Genomic DNA, 17,262 nt, shown 5'->3' on the forward strand with positions numbered 1-17,262 from the left:
TTAGGCTTTTACGTAAAATTAAGAAAATAGGCCATTATAACTCCTAAAATAATAACAAGAAGTTTGGCAAGGTTAAATTTATGACCTTCGCTGCTCTCAAATATAATTGTAGATGATATATGGAATAATATACCAACAACTACTGCTGATATTTCCGCATAATAATGGCTTATAAAATCCATTTGCCCCGATATGAGGGTTCCAAGAGGTGTCATTATGGCAAAGGCAAGCATGAATAACATTACTGCTGTTTTATTTAGCCCTGAATTGATTAGAAAAGCCGTTAGTATTATTGCAATAGGGAAGTGGTGTATGGCTATACCCCAAGCCATGTCCGCATGGTGACTAACCGGCATGCCTTCTAAAAGTGCATGAATGCAAAGGCTTAGAAACAATAACCATGGCATTTTATGCAAATGCTCGTTTCCGTGAACATGAACATGGCCATGCTCCGCACCTTTTGAAAAATATTCCAGAATTATCTGAAAAACAATTCCGGCCATAATGAAAATACCAATAGCGTTATTATTGGCATGATCGTGGCCTTCATGGCTATGTGAGGCGCTCTCGTAAACTTCAGGAAGTAAATGTAATACCGTAAGAGATAGTAAAAAAGAGCCGCTAAATGCAAGCAACAGTTTAAGGCTTTTTTTATTGGCAGGTTTAACAATAAGTGCTATACCATAGCCCAGAATAACAGATAATAATGGAAGAATATATATCATTACTTAAATACCATAATTAAACGTTCCGATTCGTTTTTAAAGAATTTTTTAAGCTTGTAATCACCAAAAATATCCAAAAGGTAAATACCGGCTTCTTCCATCATTCCCTCAAAATCTTCAAGAGTAAGTGCTTTTACTTTTTCAGTAAAATGAAACTTTTTGCCATTGTCTTCAAAATCAATTTCCTTAAAAATATGATTATCTTTTACATAGCGCTTTATATAAAAATCTATACCGTCTACAGTTTTCGTTTCTTCGGGAATAAGATTTTTGATTACCTTGTTTACATTCATGAAATCAATTACACCAAATCCATATTCATTAAGGCTTTCGCAAATTGCTTTTAGCGTTACTGTATTATCACTATCATTTTCAAAATAACCAAAGCTGGTAAATAAATTAAATATTGCGTCAAACTTTTGTTCAAAAGGTTCACGCATATCGTGTACTGTAAAATGAAGTTTATCGTTAGCGGCTTTAGAAGCTATAGCAATACTGTTTTCTGACAGATCGGCTCCCGTTACATCATAACCCAACTGATTAAGATATATGGAATGGCGTCCTTTTCCACAGGCTAAATCAAGTATTTTTGCGTCTTCAGGAAGGTTAAGATACTGTGTTATATTATCCATAAAGAGTTGAGCCTCTTCGTAGTCACGGTCCTTATACAATATATGATAGTAAGGGGTATCGAACCAGGATGCAAACCAGTTATTTGTTTCTTTTTGCATATTCATTGAATGTAGCCGCAAAATTAGTTTATTTTTGCCAAGAATTTGATTCAGGCACATGGAAAATAATTATAAAATGATTGCCAAAACCTTTTTTGGTTTTGAAGAAATACTTGCCAAAGAATTGCAGGTTTTAGGAGCACAGGATGTTGAGCAGGGGGTAAGAATGGTAAGTTTCGTAGGAGACAAAGGTTTTATGTATAAAGCAAACCTGGCTTTACGTACTGCCCTTAAGATACTTAAACCTATTTACTATTTCAGGGCATATAATGAGCAAAGCCTTTATAAGGGTATTCGGGGTATAGACTGGTCTAAATATTTAAATGCAAATCAATCATTTGTAATTGATGTTACCCTGCATTCAGATCATTTTAATCATTCTCAATTTGTTGCCTTAAAAGCCAAAGATGCAGTTGTAGACCAGTTTAGAGACAAATATGGCAAAAGGCCTAGTATTGATAAAGATTTTCCTGACTTAAGAATAAACCTGCATATACACAATGATCAGTGCTCAGTCGCATTAGATACTTCTGGTAACTCTCTGCATCAGAGAGGATATAAAACAGCAACTAACATAGCGCCTATTAATGAGGTGCTGGCAGCGGGAATGTTGTTGCTTTCCGGTTGGGATGGGCAGGGTGATTTTATAGATCCTATGTGTGGCTCTGGTACTATTTTAGCTGAAGCGGCAATGATTGCCTGTAATATTCCTGCAAATATTAACCGTAAGGAATTCGCTTTTGAAAAATGGAACGATTGGGATAATGACCTTTTTGATACTATTGTGGAATCATTGCTTAAAAAAGTAAAAGAATTCCATTATACAATAAAAGGATATGATAAGGCACCATCGGCAGTAGCGAAAGCTAAAGACAATATACAGAATGCAAATCTTGACGATTATGTAACTATAAGCCAGCAGGACTTTTTTACTACAGAAAAAGAAACCAGAGGCCCACTACATATGGTATTTAACCCGCCTTATGGTGAAAGGCTGGATATTGATCTTGAACGTTTTTACAGGGAAATAGGTGATACGCTTAAACAAAGCTATCCGGGTACAAATGCGTGGTTTATTACTGCTAACCTTGAAGCTCTTAAATTTGTTGGGTTAAAACCTTCAAGAAAAATTAAACTGTTCAATGGTAAGCTTGAAACACGTTTTGTAAAATATGAAATGTATGAAGGGAGTAAAAGAACCAAATTTCAAAAAGAAAATACCGATTCTTAAAAAAATAGCAAATGAATAAACAGATAAAATCTTTTTTATACAACTTATTAGGATTTCTTCCTTTTTATGTAGTCTCTTATTTACTACTTTACAATTTTACAAACCTTACAGGTTTTTGGGTTCCGCTTAGTGCAGCAGTTATTACAACTATACTGGCTCCAAAATTTCAGCATGTAAGACAGGCAGGTGGTGATAAGATTTATATGAAATGGCTTTTTATAAAAGGTATTAAAGAGGTTAAATAATATATAAACCGGAGAGACTTTAAGCTTCCGGTTTACATTCTTTTAAATCCGTTTATCCAGCGTTTATTTTCGTACAATGTAGATCGGCTTATTCTGCCATCAGGATTTTTTGATGTTCCTTTTAAATGTTCCTTTATCGTATTATATATTTGTTGGGGCATTTGCTGGCTTATGGTTACTTTACGAATAATATTTAATGGAATATCAATCTCAAAGAAATCCATTTTTTCATTGGTTTCATAAATTATTCTATATTCTTCTTCAACACGATAAGGCCACCTTTTTGTGAATGGCATAGCATTAATTTCAACTTTAGTTTTTTCTATCTCAGGCAGTTTTTTATAATCTACAACTCCATGTTTCAATCCCGGAATTTTGTTAAGAATGGCAAATAATTTTTTAGCATCAAATTCAATTACACAGCCACTTGGCCCGTTAGAATATGTTTTCCAATGATGTAAGGTTTCATCGTTATGAGAAAAACATAGAGCAAATAAGTTATCTACTCCTTTACGGTTTTTATATTCAAGTATAATTTCGGCATCATTCCTGTCTTCCCAAAGTATTGGGTTGAGTAAAGTAAGTTTCTTTCTCTCCAACATATCCAAAAGAATAGGAAGAGTAGTGTAGCGATTGAGTCTTGAAATTGTGTTATCCATTAGATATTATTATATTCTAAACAAAAACGGAGGCTTAAGCCTCCGTTAAAATATTACTTTTTAAGATACGTATCAAAATAATCAGCAATTTTCTGATTTAAATGAATTCTGTCCCTTCCGCGTACGTTATGTTCATGAGTAGGATATAGAAAATAATCTACCTGTTTACCTGCAGTTATACAAGCGTTAATAAACTCCATGCTGTGCTGCTGAACAACCACATTATCCTGAGCTCCATGAATTACAAGTAGTCTGCCTTTAAGTTGTTTAGCTTTATCTATAACATTGGTTTTAGCATAACCTTCAGGGTTTTCCTGTGGCATATCCATATAGCGCTCTCCATACATAACTTCATAATATTTCCAGTCGCATACCGGCCCGCCTGCAACCCCAACTTTAAATACGTCACCATGATCAAGCATTAAAGATGTAGTCATAAAACCACCAAAACTCCATCCGGAAACACCAATCCTGTCCTGATCTACAAAAGATTTTGATTTAAGAAAATCAACACCTTTCATTTGATCGGCCATTTCATTTACTCCAAGATTACGGTGTACTATATGTTCAAAATCACGACCGCGTGCATCACTACCTCTATTATCCATAGTGAAAACTACATAACCCTGTTGAGCAAGATAATAGTCAAATAATGAAGCTCCTCCCAGCCATCTGTTAGCTACAAGCTGAGCATGAGGCCCTCCGTAAACATAAACTACAGTCGGGTATTTTTTTGAAGCGTCAAAATTAGCAGGATAAATAATTCTACCGTTAAGAGGTGTTTTTCCATCTGCGGAAGTTATAGTAACCAATTCCATTTTAGGAAGTTCAGTTTTTCCTGTATAAGGGTTGTCTGCTTTAAATATAGAAGTGGTTTTATTGTTTTTAACCGTAATGATACTTACATCATTTGGAGTAGTTGTATTGCTAAAGCTATCTAATGCCAACGTACCATCTGTACTTACAATAGCGGTGTGAGTACCTGAAACGGTAGTTATCTGTGTAGTTTTACCTGATTTAAGCTCTGCTTTAAATAGTTGTCTGTCAAGACCGTTATTAGCTGTGCCTATATAAAATATATTTTTAGCGTCTTTATCAAAGTTTAAAAGATCTGTTATTACAACATCTTTGAAACCTAATTTTTTAATTAGTTTGCCATCAGTATTGTAAAGATACAATTGCTCATAGCCATCTTTTTCAGTTCTGTATAAAAACTGATCGTTTTTACCGGGAACAAAAGTCAGGTCATGTAATGGTTCTACATAGGTAGTTGCCTGTTCTTCAAATAATGTTTTTTCAAAATTTCCGGTTAAAGCATCATATTTGTTAAGTTTCAGGTGGTTTTGTTCTCTGTTAAGTACACCTACATAAACTTTTTTGCTGTCCGGCGACCAGGTAACGCAGGTAAGAAACTGTTCTTTAGGCCCTTCTGTTTTAAGTGTAGTTGATTTTCCTGAAGCAATATCGTAAACAACAAGTGTAACTTCTTCACTTTTCATACCTGCCATAGGGTATTTAATGTCCTTTGTAGATGCAATACGCTCGTCCCAGTTTGTAAGTGGGTAGTTAGCAACCATAGTCTCATCCTTACGGTAAAATAATAGTTTGCTGCTATCAGCGCTCCACCACATACCTTTATCTATACCAAATTCCTGACGGTGAACATAATCACTACCGTTAACAATACCTTTATCAGTATCGTTAGTAACATTAATATCTTTTCCATTGGAAGTAATAACGATGTTATTGTCATTTAACCATGCAGCATTTTTGCCATTTGGAGATAGTACTTGTTGGGTTGCATCCTGTGGAATTGCAATAGCACTTTTAACTTCTTTTTTATCTGCATCAAAAAGTACTAAATAGCTTTTGTTTTTCCCTCCAACTTCCAGCGACAAGGTGTTTTTGTCTGACCATTTATAGTTATAAGGGAACATTTGAAGTTCAAAACTATCTGAAGGAAATTGCGCTTTTAATGCAGAAACCAATTGTGCTTTTGTAACTAATGTTGTTTCTTCCCATTTGCCTTCTTCACTGCGGGCCATAAGATTCTGATAGTTATTGTCCAGATATGTTATAGTTTTGGAATCCGGTCTCCATGCAGGAGCTACAAGGCTTTTGGGAGCATAGGCCTGATACTGGCCAAATGTGGCTTCCTGAATAGTTAGGTTTTTTTGTGCCGTGGCAGCTATTCCTGATAAAAGAAATAGCCATAATAGTTTTTTCATGTGTTTGTTGTTAGAATGGCGAATTTAATTAAACTATAATTTATCGCGAAATATTACTTTGTTAATTAGTAGTAAACAGACTGATTTAGTTACAAAAAAATCCGCTTCTATAGGAAAACGGATTTTTAAATAATTATATAAACTTTGAAAATTATAATATTCCAAGTTCCTGCATACAGCTTTTCATCATTTGGTAAGTTCTTTCAATATCATTATCTAAACCTATTGAGAAACGGATAAGGCCATCAGTTAATCCCATTTCTTTTTGTTCCTCAATAGGTATTTCACTTGAAGTAGATGTTCCCGGAGCACTAAATAATGTTTTGTAGAAACCTAAGCTCACTGCAAGGTAACCAAGGTTGCGTTCCTGCATAAGCTCCATAAGTTCATTGGCTTTGTCAAGTGTACCTACATCAAGCGTCATCATACCGCCAAAACCATATTCAGGATTTATCATGCTTTTATATAATTCATGGCTTGGGTGACTTTTAAGTCCCGGATATACCGCTTTAAGTCCGTCTTTTTCAAAACGATCTGCCAGATACATAGCATTATGGCTATGCTGTTTCATTCTTATATGCAGTGTTCTAAGGTTTTTAAGTACGCTTGCTGCACGAAGACTGTCCATTGTAGGGCCTAATAACATACTTGCGCCATCATTTACATTACGTAGCGCATCTATAAATTCCTGTGTACCACAAGTAACGCCGCCTACAGTATCACTGCTTCCGTTTATAAATTTTGTAAGACTATGAATAACCACATCTGCACCCATTTTTGCAGGAGAAACGGAAAGAGGTGAGAAGGTATTATCTACAACAAGTTTAAGATTATGCTTTTTAGCAATTTTAGCAAGACCTTCTATATCCGCTACTTCAAGAAGTGGGTTACTAACTGTTTCGCAGTAAAGTGCTTTAGTATCAGGTGTTATAGCTGCTTCAACAACGTCAAGTTTAGTTATATCTACAAAAGATGTTTTTATACCAAGTTTAGGCAGAAAATTTTTCATGAAGGCATAAGTTCCGCCATATATTGTACGACTAGAAACGATATGATCTCCGGCAGCACAAAGTTGTAATAATACAGGAGTAATTGCACCCATACCTGAAGCAGCTACATTTGCCGATTCCGTTCCTTCCATTGCCGCAAGTGCCTGGCCCAGATATAAATTACTTGGAGAAGAGTGACGTGAATATAAATAACATCCTTCAGCATTACCTTCAAAAGTATCAAACATTGTTTTTGCTGAAAGGAAGGTATATGTAGATGAATCTGATATTGAAGGATTAACTCCTCCAAATTCTCCAAAATATTGTAAATCCTGTATATTATCTGCCGGGTTGAATTTCATAATTAAATTTTTAAAATTTTAATGTCAGTTTTTGATAGATTTTATTCTATACAAATTGAATATTTTATAAACTAAAAATCAATACTTTTTGTTTTATTTAGATTTATAATCTATAATTTTGTTGTAAAGTAAATTAATTTACATTTATACACTTCACATTCCTTGTGATAAACGAAAATTTTACGGTATAGTATGGATATAATCGATAGAAAACTGCTTATGTTGCTGCAGCAAGACAGCACAAAAACAACTAAAGAATTATCATTAAAACTTAATCTTTCTGTTACGGCGATTTATGAGCGGGTAAAAAAACTGGAACGTGAGGGTGTAATAAATAAATATGTAGCAATACTCAATCAAAAAAAGGTGGATAAAAGCTTTGTAGTGTTTTGCCACATAAAACTGATTCAGCATACTAAAGAATATTTAACACGTTTTGAGCAGGAGATAACACAACTGGATGAAGTTTTAGAATGTTATCATGTAAGTGGAGATTATGATTATATATTAAAGATATATGTTAAAGATATGGAAGCTTATAGAGAATTTATGGTAACCAAGCTTACCACACTTCAGCATATAGGCAGTACTCACAGCACTTTTATGATAAGTGAAGTAAAAAATACAAACATAATAACATTGTAAAAGTTTATATTTGTTAGAAACATCTATAACAAATTATAATGAAAAGAAAGTATTCATTTTCAATTTTACTATTATTAGTTGCTATACAGCTTTTTGCTCAAAGAGGACCCCAGGCCAAAGTGGAACAGGGTATGCTTGAAGGTATAGTTCTTAAATCCGGAATAAAAACATATCGTGGTATTCCGTTTGCCCAACCACCTGTAGGAGAGTTACGCTGGAAAGCACCCCAACCGCCTAAAAAATGGACAGGTATTCGTAAAGCGGACACTTTTGGTGCTAATGCTATGCAGAAGCAGGTTTATGGTGATATGCATTTCAGGTCTCCATCAATGAGCGAAGATTGTTTGTATCTTAATGTTTGGACGCCTGCAAAATCGTCAAATGAAAAGCTGCCCGTTCTTGTTTATTTTTATGGAGGAGGTTTTGTTGCAGGAGACGGATCTGAAAGCCGTTATGATGGGGAAAGCCTTGCAGAAAAAGGAATAGTTACCGTTACACTTAATTACAGATTAGGTATTTTTGGTTTCTTTTCACATCCTGAACTTACTAAAGAATCTCCTAATAATGCATCGGGTAATTATGGGTTACTTGATCAAAATGCAGCTCTAATATGGGTAAGAAAAAACATAGCTGCTTTTGGCGGTGATCCTGATAAAATCACTATTGCAGGTGAATCTGCAGGTTCAATTTCAGTTTCTGCACAATTAGTTTCCCCTTTATCTAAAAAACTGATTGCAGGTGCTATAGGGCAGAGTGGAGCAATGATTAATCCAACCTTTAATGCTGTTCCGTTAGAAGAAGCCGAAAATAATGGTGCAGCATTTGCTGAAAAAGTAAAAGCAGGATCACTGCAAGAACTTCGTGCAATACCTGCCGCTCAGCTTTTAGAAGAGTCTTCAAAACCGGGTGCTTTTAACGCTAGGGCAACAATAGAAGGCTATTTTTTACCAAGTATGCCTTCTGATTTATTTGCGAGCGGCTACCAGGCTCAGGTGCCGATTCTTGTTGGATGGACATCTACAGAGATTCCTTATATGGCATTTATGCAGGGACAATATCCTAATCCTGAAAATTATAAAAAAAGGGTAGAAGATGTTTATAAAGACTGGGCTGCAGAAATATTAAAAAAGTATCCCGGTAATAATGAGAAAGAGGTTATTGAATCGGCTACTGCACTCGCAAGCGATGCATTTATAGTTTACAGTACATGGAAATGGGCTGAATTACATAAAAGTTCAACTAAAAAACCAGTATATGTTTATATGTTCTCAAAACAAAGGCCGCCTTTAAAATCAGAACTCGGAAATGTAAAAGAAGGATTGGCAGGAGGTATTAAAGAAGGGAATAGACCCGATGAAAAAAAGATGCCGGAATCTTTGCCGGGAGCTTCGCATGCTTCTGATATTGAATATGCTTTAGGTAATCTTGCGGGGAATCCTTTTTATAACTGGACTGCTTATGACTATAAAGCATCTGAAACTATGGAAAATTACTTTGCGAACTTTATTAAAACGGGAAATCCTAACGGTAAAAATCTTCCTGAATGGCTTCCCAGTCCATTTGATAATAGCTTAAATATAATGAATATTGATGCTGTGAGTAAACCTGTTGAAGAAGAGCATCGGGATCGTTATTTATTACTTGATAGTTATTTTTCAATTAAAAAATAGTTCTGAATTTAATATAAAATGTTAGATAATTAAAGAGGAATGGAAATTCCTCTTTTTTATTTATCCCATATTAATCATATTACCTAAATTTGCCTTACAAAAATAAATTTACACAAAAATATATATTATGAGTTCATTTGACGTAGTCGTTATAGGTTCTGGTCCCGGCGGATATGTAGCAGCAATCCGTTGTGCACAATTGGGTTTTAATACTGCAATTATTGAGAAATACCCAACACTTGGTGGTACCTGCCTTAATGTAGGATGCATACCATCTAAAGCATTATTGGATTCTTCACACCATTACCATGACGCTACTTCTCATTTTAAGGAGCACGGTATTGATATTGCCGGTGAAATAAAGGTTAATATTGAGCAGATGATTGCCCGTAAACAGGGTGTTGTAGATCAGAATGTATCAGGTATTAAATATCTGATGGATAAAAATAAAATTACTGTTTTTGAAGGTGTTGGCTCTTTTGAAGATGCTACTCATATTAAAGTCACTAAAAATGATGGTTCTTCTGAAACTATTGAAGCTAAAAATACAATTATTGCTACCGGTTCAAAACCATCGTCTTTACCATTTATTAAAATTGATAAAGAAAAAATCATTACTTCTACAGAAGCCCTTAAGCTTAAAGAAGTACCTAAACATCTTATCGTTATTGGAGGTGGTGTTATTGGGCTTGAGCTTGGACAGGTGTATCTTCGTCTTGGTGCTCAGGTATCTGTAGTTGAATATCTTGACAGAATTATCCCTGGTATGGATGCAGGCCTGTCTAAAGAGCTTACAAAAGTGCTTAAGAAACAGGGGATGAAGTTCTATACTTCGCACAAAGTAAAATCAGTAGAACGTAATGGAGAAGGAGTTCAGGTTCAGGCTGAAAATGCAAAAGGAGAAACTATTACTCTTGATGGTGATTATTCATTAGTATCTGTTGGTCGTCGTCCATATACAGATGGATTGAACGCTGAAGCAGCAGGAGTAAAAGTTACTGAAAGAGGGCAGATTGAAGTAAATGATCATTTACAAACAAGTGCTTCTAATATATATGCAATTGGAGATGTTATAAAAGGTGCTATGCTTGCTCACAAAGCTGAGGAAGAAGGTGTATTTGTTGCTGAAACTATTGCAGGACAAAAACCACATATTGATTATAATCTTATCCCTGGTGTTGTTTATACATGGCCTGAAGTTGCTGCTGTAGGTAAAACAGAAGAACAGCTTAAAGAAGCAGGTGTAGAATATAAATCAGGAAGTTTCCCTTTTAAAGCATTAGGTCGTTCACGTGCCAGTATGGATACTGATGGATTTGTAAAAATTCTTGCCGATGCTAAAACTGATGAAGTTTTAGGCATTCATATGATAGGCGCACGTACGGCTGACTTGATTGCTGAAGCTGTAACTGCAATGGAATTTAAAGCTTCTGCAGAAGATATTTCAAGAATGTCACATGCACACCCTACTTATGCTGAAGCTGTTAAAGAAGCTGCACTTGCTGCTACTGATAACAGATCAATACATATTTAAAAATATACAAATACAAGGTTATAACAAACCCACTCTACCATGAGTGGGTTTTGTATTTACACCTAATGTATGTACTTTTGAATGTTTAAATAAATGCTTTGAGAACTTCCAGATTTTTTACATTAGATAACCATGAACAGTATAAAATAAAGTTATTACACTGGGCACAGCAATTTCGTGAAGTCGTCTTTCTTGATAGTAATAATTATCATCAAAAATATACGTCTTATAATGCTGTTTTGGCTGTAGATGCTTTTACTTCAATTAAAACAGACTATCATAATGCTTTTGAAGAACTTAACGTTTATCAGCAAACTACAAAAGACTGGTTGTTTGGTTATTTATCATACGATTTAAAGAATGATACGGAAGACTTAAAATCTCAAAATTTTGATGGATTAAATTTCCCCGATCTTTTTTTCTTTCAGCCTAAAAAGCTTTTTCTATTAAAAGAAAATGGACTGGAATTTCAGTATCTGAACATGTGTGATGATGAAATTGAAAGCGATTATAATGAAATTAATAATTATGATTTATCTATTAACAAAGAATATGGAGATAAAGAAAAACAACCTTTAATAATTAAACAGCGGATTTCTAAGCAAAGTTATGGGGCTAAAGCTGAGCAAATGTTGACTCATATTCATAGAGGTGATATTTATGAAGCTAATTTTTGTATGGAATTTTATGCAGAGCATGCTGCTATTGATCCTTTGGAGATATACAAAAAACTAAATGCAATTTCAGAACCGCCTTTTGCTGTTTATTTTAAAAATCATAAACAATTTTTATTATCAGCTTCTCCGGAGAGATATATCAGAAAAGAAGGTGATAAATTAATTTCGCAGCCTATTAAGGGCACCGCCAGGCGTAGTTCTGATATTAAGGAGGATATTGCTATACAGGAAGAACTTTTACTAAATCAAAAAGAACGTTCTGAAAACATAATGATCGTAGATTTAGTGCGTAATGATCTATCTAAAACTGCTGCTAAAGGCTCAGTAGAGGTAGAGGAACTTTGTGGTGCATATACTTTTAAACAGGTGCATCATTTAATTTCAACAGTAGTATCAAAACTTGATGAAGGTAATTCTGCAGTTGATGCTATAAGAACAACCTTCCCGATGGGAAGCATGACAGGTGCCCCTAAAATATCTGCGATGCAGATCATAGAAAATCTTGAAGAAACTAAACGTGGCCTGTATAGCGGGGCGGTGGGATATTTTACTCCTGATGGAAATTTTGACTTTAATGTTGTTATACGAAGTATTTTATATAATGACGATAATAATTATGTATCGTTTTCCGTTGGTAGTGCAATAACTTCAAAGGCTGAACCTGAGAAAGAATATGAAGAATGTCTTTTAAAAGCTAAAGCTATGCGCAGTGTGCTTGAAGCATAATTATTTACCTTTAATTTGTTAACTTTGATTATGCTTTCAGAATTCAAAAATCATTTATCACAAAACCTTCCATTTTTAAAAGAATCCAAATTACTGCTTGCAGTTAGTGGAGGAATAGATAGTATGGTTTTGTTACACTTATTCCAGCAATTGAATTTTAATATTTCAATAGTACATTGCAACTTTAATCTCAGGGAGAAAGAGAGTGACGACGATGAAGATTTTATAAGATATTACGCTGCAAAAAACAGAATTAAAATTTTCATAACCGGTTTTGATACAAAGGCTTTTGCCACAGATAATAAACTATCAGTTCAGGTAGCGGCAAGGGAATTGAGATATGCATGGTTTAATCAGTTATTAGAAGAAAATGACCTGGAGTATCTTCTGACAGCACATCATCTGGATGATACTGTTGAAACATTTCTAATTAATTTTATTCGTGGAACAGGACTTGAAGGATTAACAGGGATACCTGAGCAAAATGATAAAATAATCAGGCCATTATTACCTTATACACGTAGTGAGATAGAAAGTTATGCGAAAGAGCATTCTATTGAATGGAGAGAAGATAGTAGTAATGTCTCAGATAAATATTTCAGGAATAAATTGCGACATCATATAGTTCCGGAATTAAAGAATTTAAATCCTTCATTTACTACCTCATTTAAACAGACATTAAAAAATATAAATCAAACGGCATCTTTGGCTCATGATGCTGCAATACTTATGTATCAGCAGGTTGTTTCAGAAAAAGAAGGCCAAAAGCATATTGATATACAGCAATTAAAGCGCTTGCCAAATTATAAAGCTTATTTATATCAATGGCTAAGTCCTTTTGGTTTTACCGCATGGGACGATATATATTTATTACCTGAAGCACAAGCAGGGAAACAAGTATTTTCACATGGTTACAGATTATTAAAAGACAGACAGGTTCTTATCCTTGAGCCGTTAAAGTTTTCAGATAAAAACATATATGAAATAAAAGAAGGTGTAGAAGAAATAACTCAGCCTTTAATAATGACACTTAAATTAAATGATAGCATTTCTGAAGATTCCACAAAAAACACCATTTTTGTTAATAATAACTTAATAAAATTCCCTTTATTTGTGCGTAAATGGCAGGAGGGTGATTATTTTTGTCCAATTGGAATGAACGGACAGAAAAAGAAGGTTGCTAAATTTTTTAAAGACGAAAAAATGTCTTTATCAGAAAAAGAAAATACCTGGCTTTTATGTTCTGATAATGAAATTATATGGATTATTGGCAGGCGTGCTGATGACCGTTTTAAAATACGCAATTCAACAGACACAATTTTAAAAATAGAAGTTTTATAAAATGAAAAAAGCGGCTTTATTATTCTTTTGTTTATTTGCTTTTTTAACGCTTCAGGCACAACCCCCGGGAGCTAATCTTGTAGATCCGGTAAAATGGACATCTAAAATTGAAAAAAAATCAGATACCGAATATATCCTAATTTTTGACGCAACGATTGAGGAAGGTTGGCATATGTATTCTCAATTTACTGCAGATGGCGGAGCATTACCTCTTGAAGTGCTGTTCAATAACGATAAGGATAATTTTGAAGCTGTAGGTAAAGCTGAAGAAAGTAAAACTGAAAAAGCTTTTAATGATACTTTTGGTGTTGATGAAACGTTTTGGAGCCATAATGCACAATTAAAACAAACTATAAAAATTACAAATAATGCTAATGATATTATTCAGGTAGAGCTTGCATACCAGGCATGTAAAGAAGTTTGCATACAAGGCAGTAATTTGTTTGTTTTTGATCTTAAAGCTTTAAATTCTAAAGAAGTAAAAAGTTTTGAAGAGGTTTTAACTCCTGTAAAATCAGAAAAAAAAAATGATAATTCACTTGTAACAGAGTCTCCTAAAAAGGATGAGCAAAGAGGTCTTTTTTCTATTTTTTTCCTGGCCTTTATTTCTGGCTTCGCAGCCTTACTTACACCATGTGTATTCCCTATGATACCAATGACTGTAAGCTTTTTTACTAAGCAAAGCAAAACTAAAGCTGCAGGCATTAGAAATGCATTTTTTTACGGTATTTCTATTATTGTAATTTATGTAATATTAGGTTCACTAGTAACGGCAATCTTTGGGGCTGACTCTTTGAACGCCCTGTCTACCAATGTATGGTTTAATATTATTTTCTTTGTACTTCTTGTTGTATTTGCCTCCTCGTTTCTTGGAGCATTCGAGATAATGCTTCCGAATTCATGGGCAAATAAAGTAGATCAACAGGCAGATAGAGGAGGTATTCTTGGAATACTTTTTATGGCTTTAGCATTAGCTATTGTGTCTTTTTCATGTACAGGTCCTATTGTAGGTACGCTTCTGGTAGAAGCTGCTTCAAAAGGAGGGATAGCGCCTATAGTAGGTATGTTAGGATTTTCTTCGGCATTGGCATTGCCATTTATGTTATTTGCAATGTTTCCGGGATGGCTTAATACGCTTCCTAAATCCGGAGGATGGCTTAATACAGTTAAGGTGTTTTTAGGTTTCCTTGAATTGGCTCTTGCTTTTAAATTTCTTTCAAATGCCGATCTTGTTTTACAGACACATTTACTTGAAAGAGAAGTGTTTTTAGCAATTTGGATAGCTATTTTTGGTATAATGGCATTTTATCTTTTTGGAAAAATTACTTTACCTCATGATAGTCCTTTACCGTATATTTCTGTAGGACGACTTTATTTAGGGATACTTGTACTTACTTTTACAGTTTATTTAATTCCGGGACTTTGGGGTGCACCATTAAAGCTTATTAGCGGTTTCCCGCCACCATCAAACTATAGCGAATCTCCTTTCGGATTTGAAGCTGCACCTGCTATGCCATCCGGGGAAGGTGCCTTACCTGAGGGTGCAAAACTTGCGGCTCATGGTATAATTGCGTTTGAAGATTATGATAAAGGACTGGCGTATGCAAAAGAAGTAAACAAACCAGTATTATTGGATTTTACAGGATATGCATGTGTAAATTGCCGTAAAATGGAAGATTATGTATGGTCTGACGAACGCGTACTTTCCATTTTGAAAGAAGAAGTAGTTTTAATATCATTATATGTAGATTATAAAAAAGAACTTCCTAAAGAAGAGCAGAAAGTATCTGAAACTACTGGAAAAATGATAAAAACTATTGGGAACAAATGGAGTGATTTGCAGATAAGAAAATATAAGGCTAATGCCCAGCCGTATTATGTACTTATGGGTCTTGACGAAGAAAACCTAAATGATCCTGTTGGTTATACACCGGATATTGAAGAATACCAGCAATGGCTTACTTCCGGTATAGCAAACTTTAAAAAATAAAAAAAATGCCTTCTGTTAAGAAGGCATTTTTTTTAAATATAGTTTATTAACTTTCTGGCTGCAGTTTGTACCGGATCCCAAACCGGAGAAAAAGGTGGCGCATAGGAGAGATCTAAGTCAATAATATTTTGCAGCGTAAGATTATGGGTTAATGCAGTTGCTAATACATCTATGCGTTTAGCAGCACCTTCTTCACCTATAATTTGTCCTCCTAATAATCTTCCGCTATTTTTTTCTGCTAAAAGTTTAACGGTTATATCTTTAGAGTCAGGATAATAATGAGCCCGGGTTTTACTTTTAATTGTAGCTGTTACAAACTCTATTCCTAAGCTTTTGAGATCTTTTTCAAGTAATCCGGTTCTGGCAACTTCATAACTGCATAGCTTGCAAACCGCTGTACCAACAGCTCCCGGGAAAATAGCTTTATTTCCCGCTATATTACTTCCTGCTACAAGTCCCGTTTTATTAGCTAAAGTACCTAAAGCAATATATACATGTTTATGACTTGTTAGATGTAATGTTTCGGTACAATCTCCGGCAGCCCATACATCTTTAATATTAGTTTGCATCTGCGCATTCACTTTAATAGCATTTTTAACCCCTAATTCAATTCCTGAATTTTTTATAAATTCAGTATTTGGAGCAGATCCCATTCCGAATATAACCATATCCGTTTTTATAGACTGTTTACTAGTAATAACTTCAGTTATAATTTTATCTGTTACTTTAAAAGCTTTTAATTCTTCTTCAGCATAAAGCTTTACTCCTAGATTACAGATTGCATCAGATACTATGGCACCCATATCCGGGTCTAATGTGTTCATTACCTGCTCCGAACGATTTACAATGCTTACATTTAAGCCACGTATTAGTAATGCCTCTGCCATTTCAAGGCCTATATAACCGCCACCAATAATGACAGCATTTTTAGGCTTTTTCTCTTCAATAAATCGTTCTATATTAATGCCGCTTTTTAGTGTAGTAACACCAAAAGCGTTGTCCGCATCGTGTCCTTCAATATCAGGGCAATACGCTTTACCGCCGGTAGCTATAAGGAGCTGGTCATACTCTTGCCAGAATTCTTCCTTTTTTTCTTTATTGAGAACTTTTATGCGTTTGCTTACAGTATCAACTTCTTTTACCAGGTGCATTGTTTTGACATCAATATTGTATTTATTCCTGAAAGTTTCGGGATCTCGGACAATTAATTCATCAGCGGATTTCACTTTCTCTGAAATAAAATATGGGATGCCGCACGCAGAATAGGATGTATAATTTGATTTTTCAAATACAATTATTTTACGGTTGGGCTGTTCCCTTCTTACTTTTGAAGCTGCTGACATACCTGCTGCATCACCTCCTATAATAACTAAAATGTTGTTTGTCATGATGGTATAAAAAAATAGCCAAAACGTTGCGTGTTCTGGCTAAGCTAGTATAGAATTAGGTTTAGATTGTTTAAATTTTCTTTGATAACAAACGTATTCATATCAAATTTTATTAAAAATA

Annotated in this window: 14 protein-coding genes; 8 read left to right on the plus strand and 6 right to left on the minus strand. The window is 34.6% G+C overall.

The features are described from left to right. Positions 1-8: 8 nt before the first annotated feature. Complete coding sequence (locus NHE85_RS14295) at positions 9-725, minus strand: ZIP family metal transporter (RefSeq protein ID WP_252812823.1); 717 nt, start codon at positions 723-725, stop codon at positions 9-11. Further along, positions 725-1,456 (minus strand): cyclopropane-fatty-acyl-phospholipid synthase family protein, encoded by a 732-nt coding sequence (locus tag NHE85_RS14300; protein ID WP_252812824.1) that lies wholly within the window; start codon positions 1,454-1,456, stop codon positions 725-727. Before NHE85_RS14300 ends, NHE85_RS14295 begins: the two co-directional genes overlap by 1 nt. 58 nt (positions 1,457-1,514) lie before the next feature. Between NHE85_RS14300 and NHE85_RS14305 the strand changes: the two genes are divergently transcribed. Together NHE85_RS14305 and NHE85_RS14310 are read left to right on the plus strand one after the other, a co-directional pair. Beyond that, complete coding sequence (locus NHE85_RS14305) at positions 1,515-2,687, plus strand: class I SAM-dependent RNA methyltransferase (protein WP_252812825.1); 1,173 nt, start codon at positions 1,515-1,517, stop codon at positions 2,685-2,687. Positions 2,688-2,698: 11 nt separating this feature from the next. After that, positions 2,699-2,932: a hypothetical protein gene (locus tag NHE85_RS14310; protein WP_252812826.1), complete on the plus strand. Its 234-nt coding sequence runs from the start codon at positions 2,699-2,701 to the stop codon at positions 2,930-2,932. Positions 2,933-2,964: 32 nt separating this feature from the next. Here the strand turns inward: NHE85_RS14310 and NHE85_RS14315 are convergent, their stop codons facing one another. From NHE85_RS14315 to NHE85_RS14325, 3 genes are all read right to left on the minus strand, one after another. Then, complete coding sequence (locus NHE85_RS14315) at positions 2,965-3,591, minus strand: hypothetical protein (protein WP_252812827.1); 627 nt, start codon at positions 3,589-3,591, stop codon at positions 2,965-2,967. Between the two features lie 53 nt (positions 3,592-3,644). Continuing rightward, positions 3,645-5,819: a S9 family peptidase gene (locus NHE85_RS14320; protein WP_252812828.1), complete on the minus strand. Its 2,175-nt coding sequence runs from the start codon at positions 5,817-5,819 to the stop codon at positions 3,645-3,647. Between the two features lie 151 nt (positions 5,820-5,970). Continuing rightward, positions 5,971-7,173 carry an aminotransferase class I/II-fold pyridoxal phosphate-dependent enzyme gene (locus tag NHE85_RS14325; RefSeq protein WP_252813314.1) on the minus strand — a complete coding sequence of 401 codons (1,203 nt, stop codon included), beginning with the start codon at positions 7,171-7,173 and terminating at the stop codon, positions 5,971-5,973. Positions 7,174-7,362: 189 nt separating this feature from the next. Here NHE85_RS14325 and NHE85_RS14330 point away from each other — a divergent pair, with 189 nt between their 5' ends. From NHE85_RS14330 to NHE85_RS14355, 6 genes are all read left to right on the plus strand, one after another. After that, a complete protein-coding gene (locus NHE85_RS14330) occupies positions 7,363-7,815 on the plus strand; it encodes an Lrp/AsnC family transcriptional regulator (protein WP_252812829.1) in 453 nt (150 codons plus the stop codon). 38 nt (positions 7,816-7,853) lie between these two features. Next, positions 7,854-9,485, plus strand: coding sequence for a carboxylesterase/lipase family protein (locus NHE85_RS14335; RefSeq protein ID WP_252812830.1), 1,632 nt, complete (start codon positions 7,854-7,856; stop codon positions 9,483-9,485). A 127-nt stretch (positions 9,486-9,612) separates the two neighbouring features. Continuing rightward, positions 9,613-11,019 (plus strand): dihydrolipoyl dehydrogenase, encoded by a 1,407-nt coding sequence (lpdA, locus tag NHE85_RS14340; RefSeq protein WP_252812831.1) that lies wholly within the window; start codon positions 9,613-9,615, stop codon positions 11,017-11,019. Between the two features lie 98 nt (positions 11,020-11,117). Further along, positions 11,118-12,422: an anthranilate synthase component I family protein gene (locus NHE85_RS14345; protein ID WP_252812832.1), complete on the plus strand. Its 1,305-nt coding sequence runs from the start codon at positions 11,118-11,120 to the stop codon at positions 12,420-12,422. A 30-nt stretch (positions 12,423-12,452) separates the two neighbouring features. Further along, on the plus strand, positions 12,453-13,763 hold the full coding sequence (tilS, locus tag NHE85_RS14350; RefSeq protein WP_252812833.1) for a tRNA lysidine(34) synthetase TilS: 1,311 nt from the start codon (positions 12,453-12,455) through the stop codon (positions 13,761-13,763). A gap of 1 nt (position 13,764) precedes the next feature. Then, positions 13,765-15,753 carry a thioredoxin family protein gene (locus NHE85_RS14355; RefSeq protein WP_252812834.1) on the plus strand — a complete coding sequence of 663 codons (1,989 nt, stop codon included), beginning with the start codon at positions 13,765-13,767 and terminating at the stop codon, positions 15,751-15,753. Positions 15,754-15,785: 32 nt separating this feature from the next. Here the strand turns inward: NHE85_RS14355 and NHE85_RS14360 are convergent, their stop codons facing one another. Then, positions 15,786-17,141 (minus strand): FAD-dependent oxidoreductase, encoded by a 1,356-nt coding sequence (locus NHE85_RS14360; RefSeq protein ID WP_252812835.1) that lies wholly within the window; start codon positions 17,139-17,141, stop codon positions 15,786-15,788. Positions 17,142-17,262: the final 121 nt, after the last annotated feature.

It is taken from the genome of Flavobacterium sp. NRK1, from assembly GCF_024054175.1.
GTDB lineage: Bacteria > Bacteroidota > Bacteroidia > Flavobacteriales > Flavobacteriaceae > Flavobacterium.

Coding starts and splice junctions, on each gene's coding strand:
- NHE85_RS14360 (WP_252812835.1), bottom strand. CDS start 17,141: ATGACAAACAACATTTTAGTTATTATAGGAGGTGATGCAGCAGGTATG.
- lpdA (WP_252812831.1), top strand. CDS start 9,613: ATGAGTTCATTTGACGTAGTCGTTATAGGTTCTGGTCCCGGCGGATAT.
- NHE85_RS14320 (WP_252812828.1), bottom strand. CDS start 5,819: ATGAAAAAACTATTATGGCTATTTCTTTTATCAGGAATAGCTGCCACG.
- NHE85_RS14315 (WP_252812827.1), bottom strand. CDS start 3,591: ATGGATAACACAATTTCAAGACTCAATCGCTACACTACTCTTCCTATT.
- NHE85_RS14310 (WP_252812826.1), top strand. CDS start 2,699: ATGAATAAACAGATAAAATCTTTTTTATACAACTTATTAGGATTTCTT.
- tilS (WP_252812833.1), top strand. CDS start 12,453: ATGCTTTCAGAATTCAAAAATCATTTATCACAAAACCTTCCATTTTTA.
- NHE85_RS14330 (WP_252812829.1), top strand. CDS start 7,363: ATGGATATAATCGATAGAAAACTGCTTATGTTGCTGCAGCAAGACAGC.
- NHE85_RS14355 (WP_252812834.1), top strand. CDS start 13,765: ATGAAAAAAGCGGCTTTATTATTCTTTTGTTTATTTGCTTTTTTAACG.
- NHE85_RS14295 (WP_252812823.1), bottom strand. CDS start 725: ATGATATATATTCTTCCATTATTATCTGTTATTCTGGGCTATGGTATA.
- NHE85_RS14335 (WP_252812830.1), top strand. CDS start 7,854: ATGAAAAGAAAGTATTCATTTTCAATTTTACTATTATTAGTTGCTATA.
- NHE85_RS14300 (WP_252812824.1), bottom strand. CDS start 1,456: ATGCAAAAAGAAACAAATAACTGGTTTGCATCCTGGTTCGATACCCCT.
- NHE85_RS14305 (WP_252812825.1), top strand. CDS start 1,515: ATGGAAAATAATTATAAAATGATTGCCAAAACCTTTTTTGGTTTTGAA.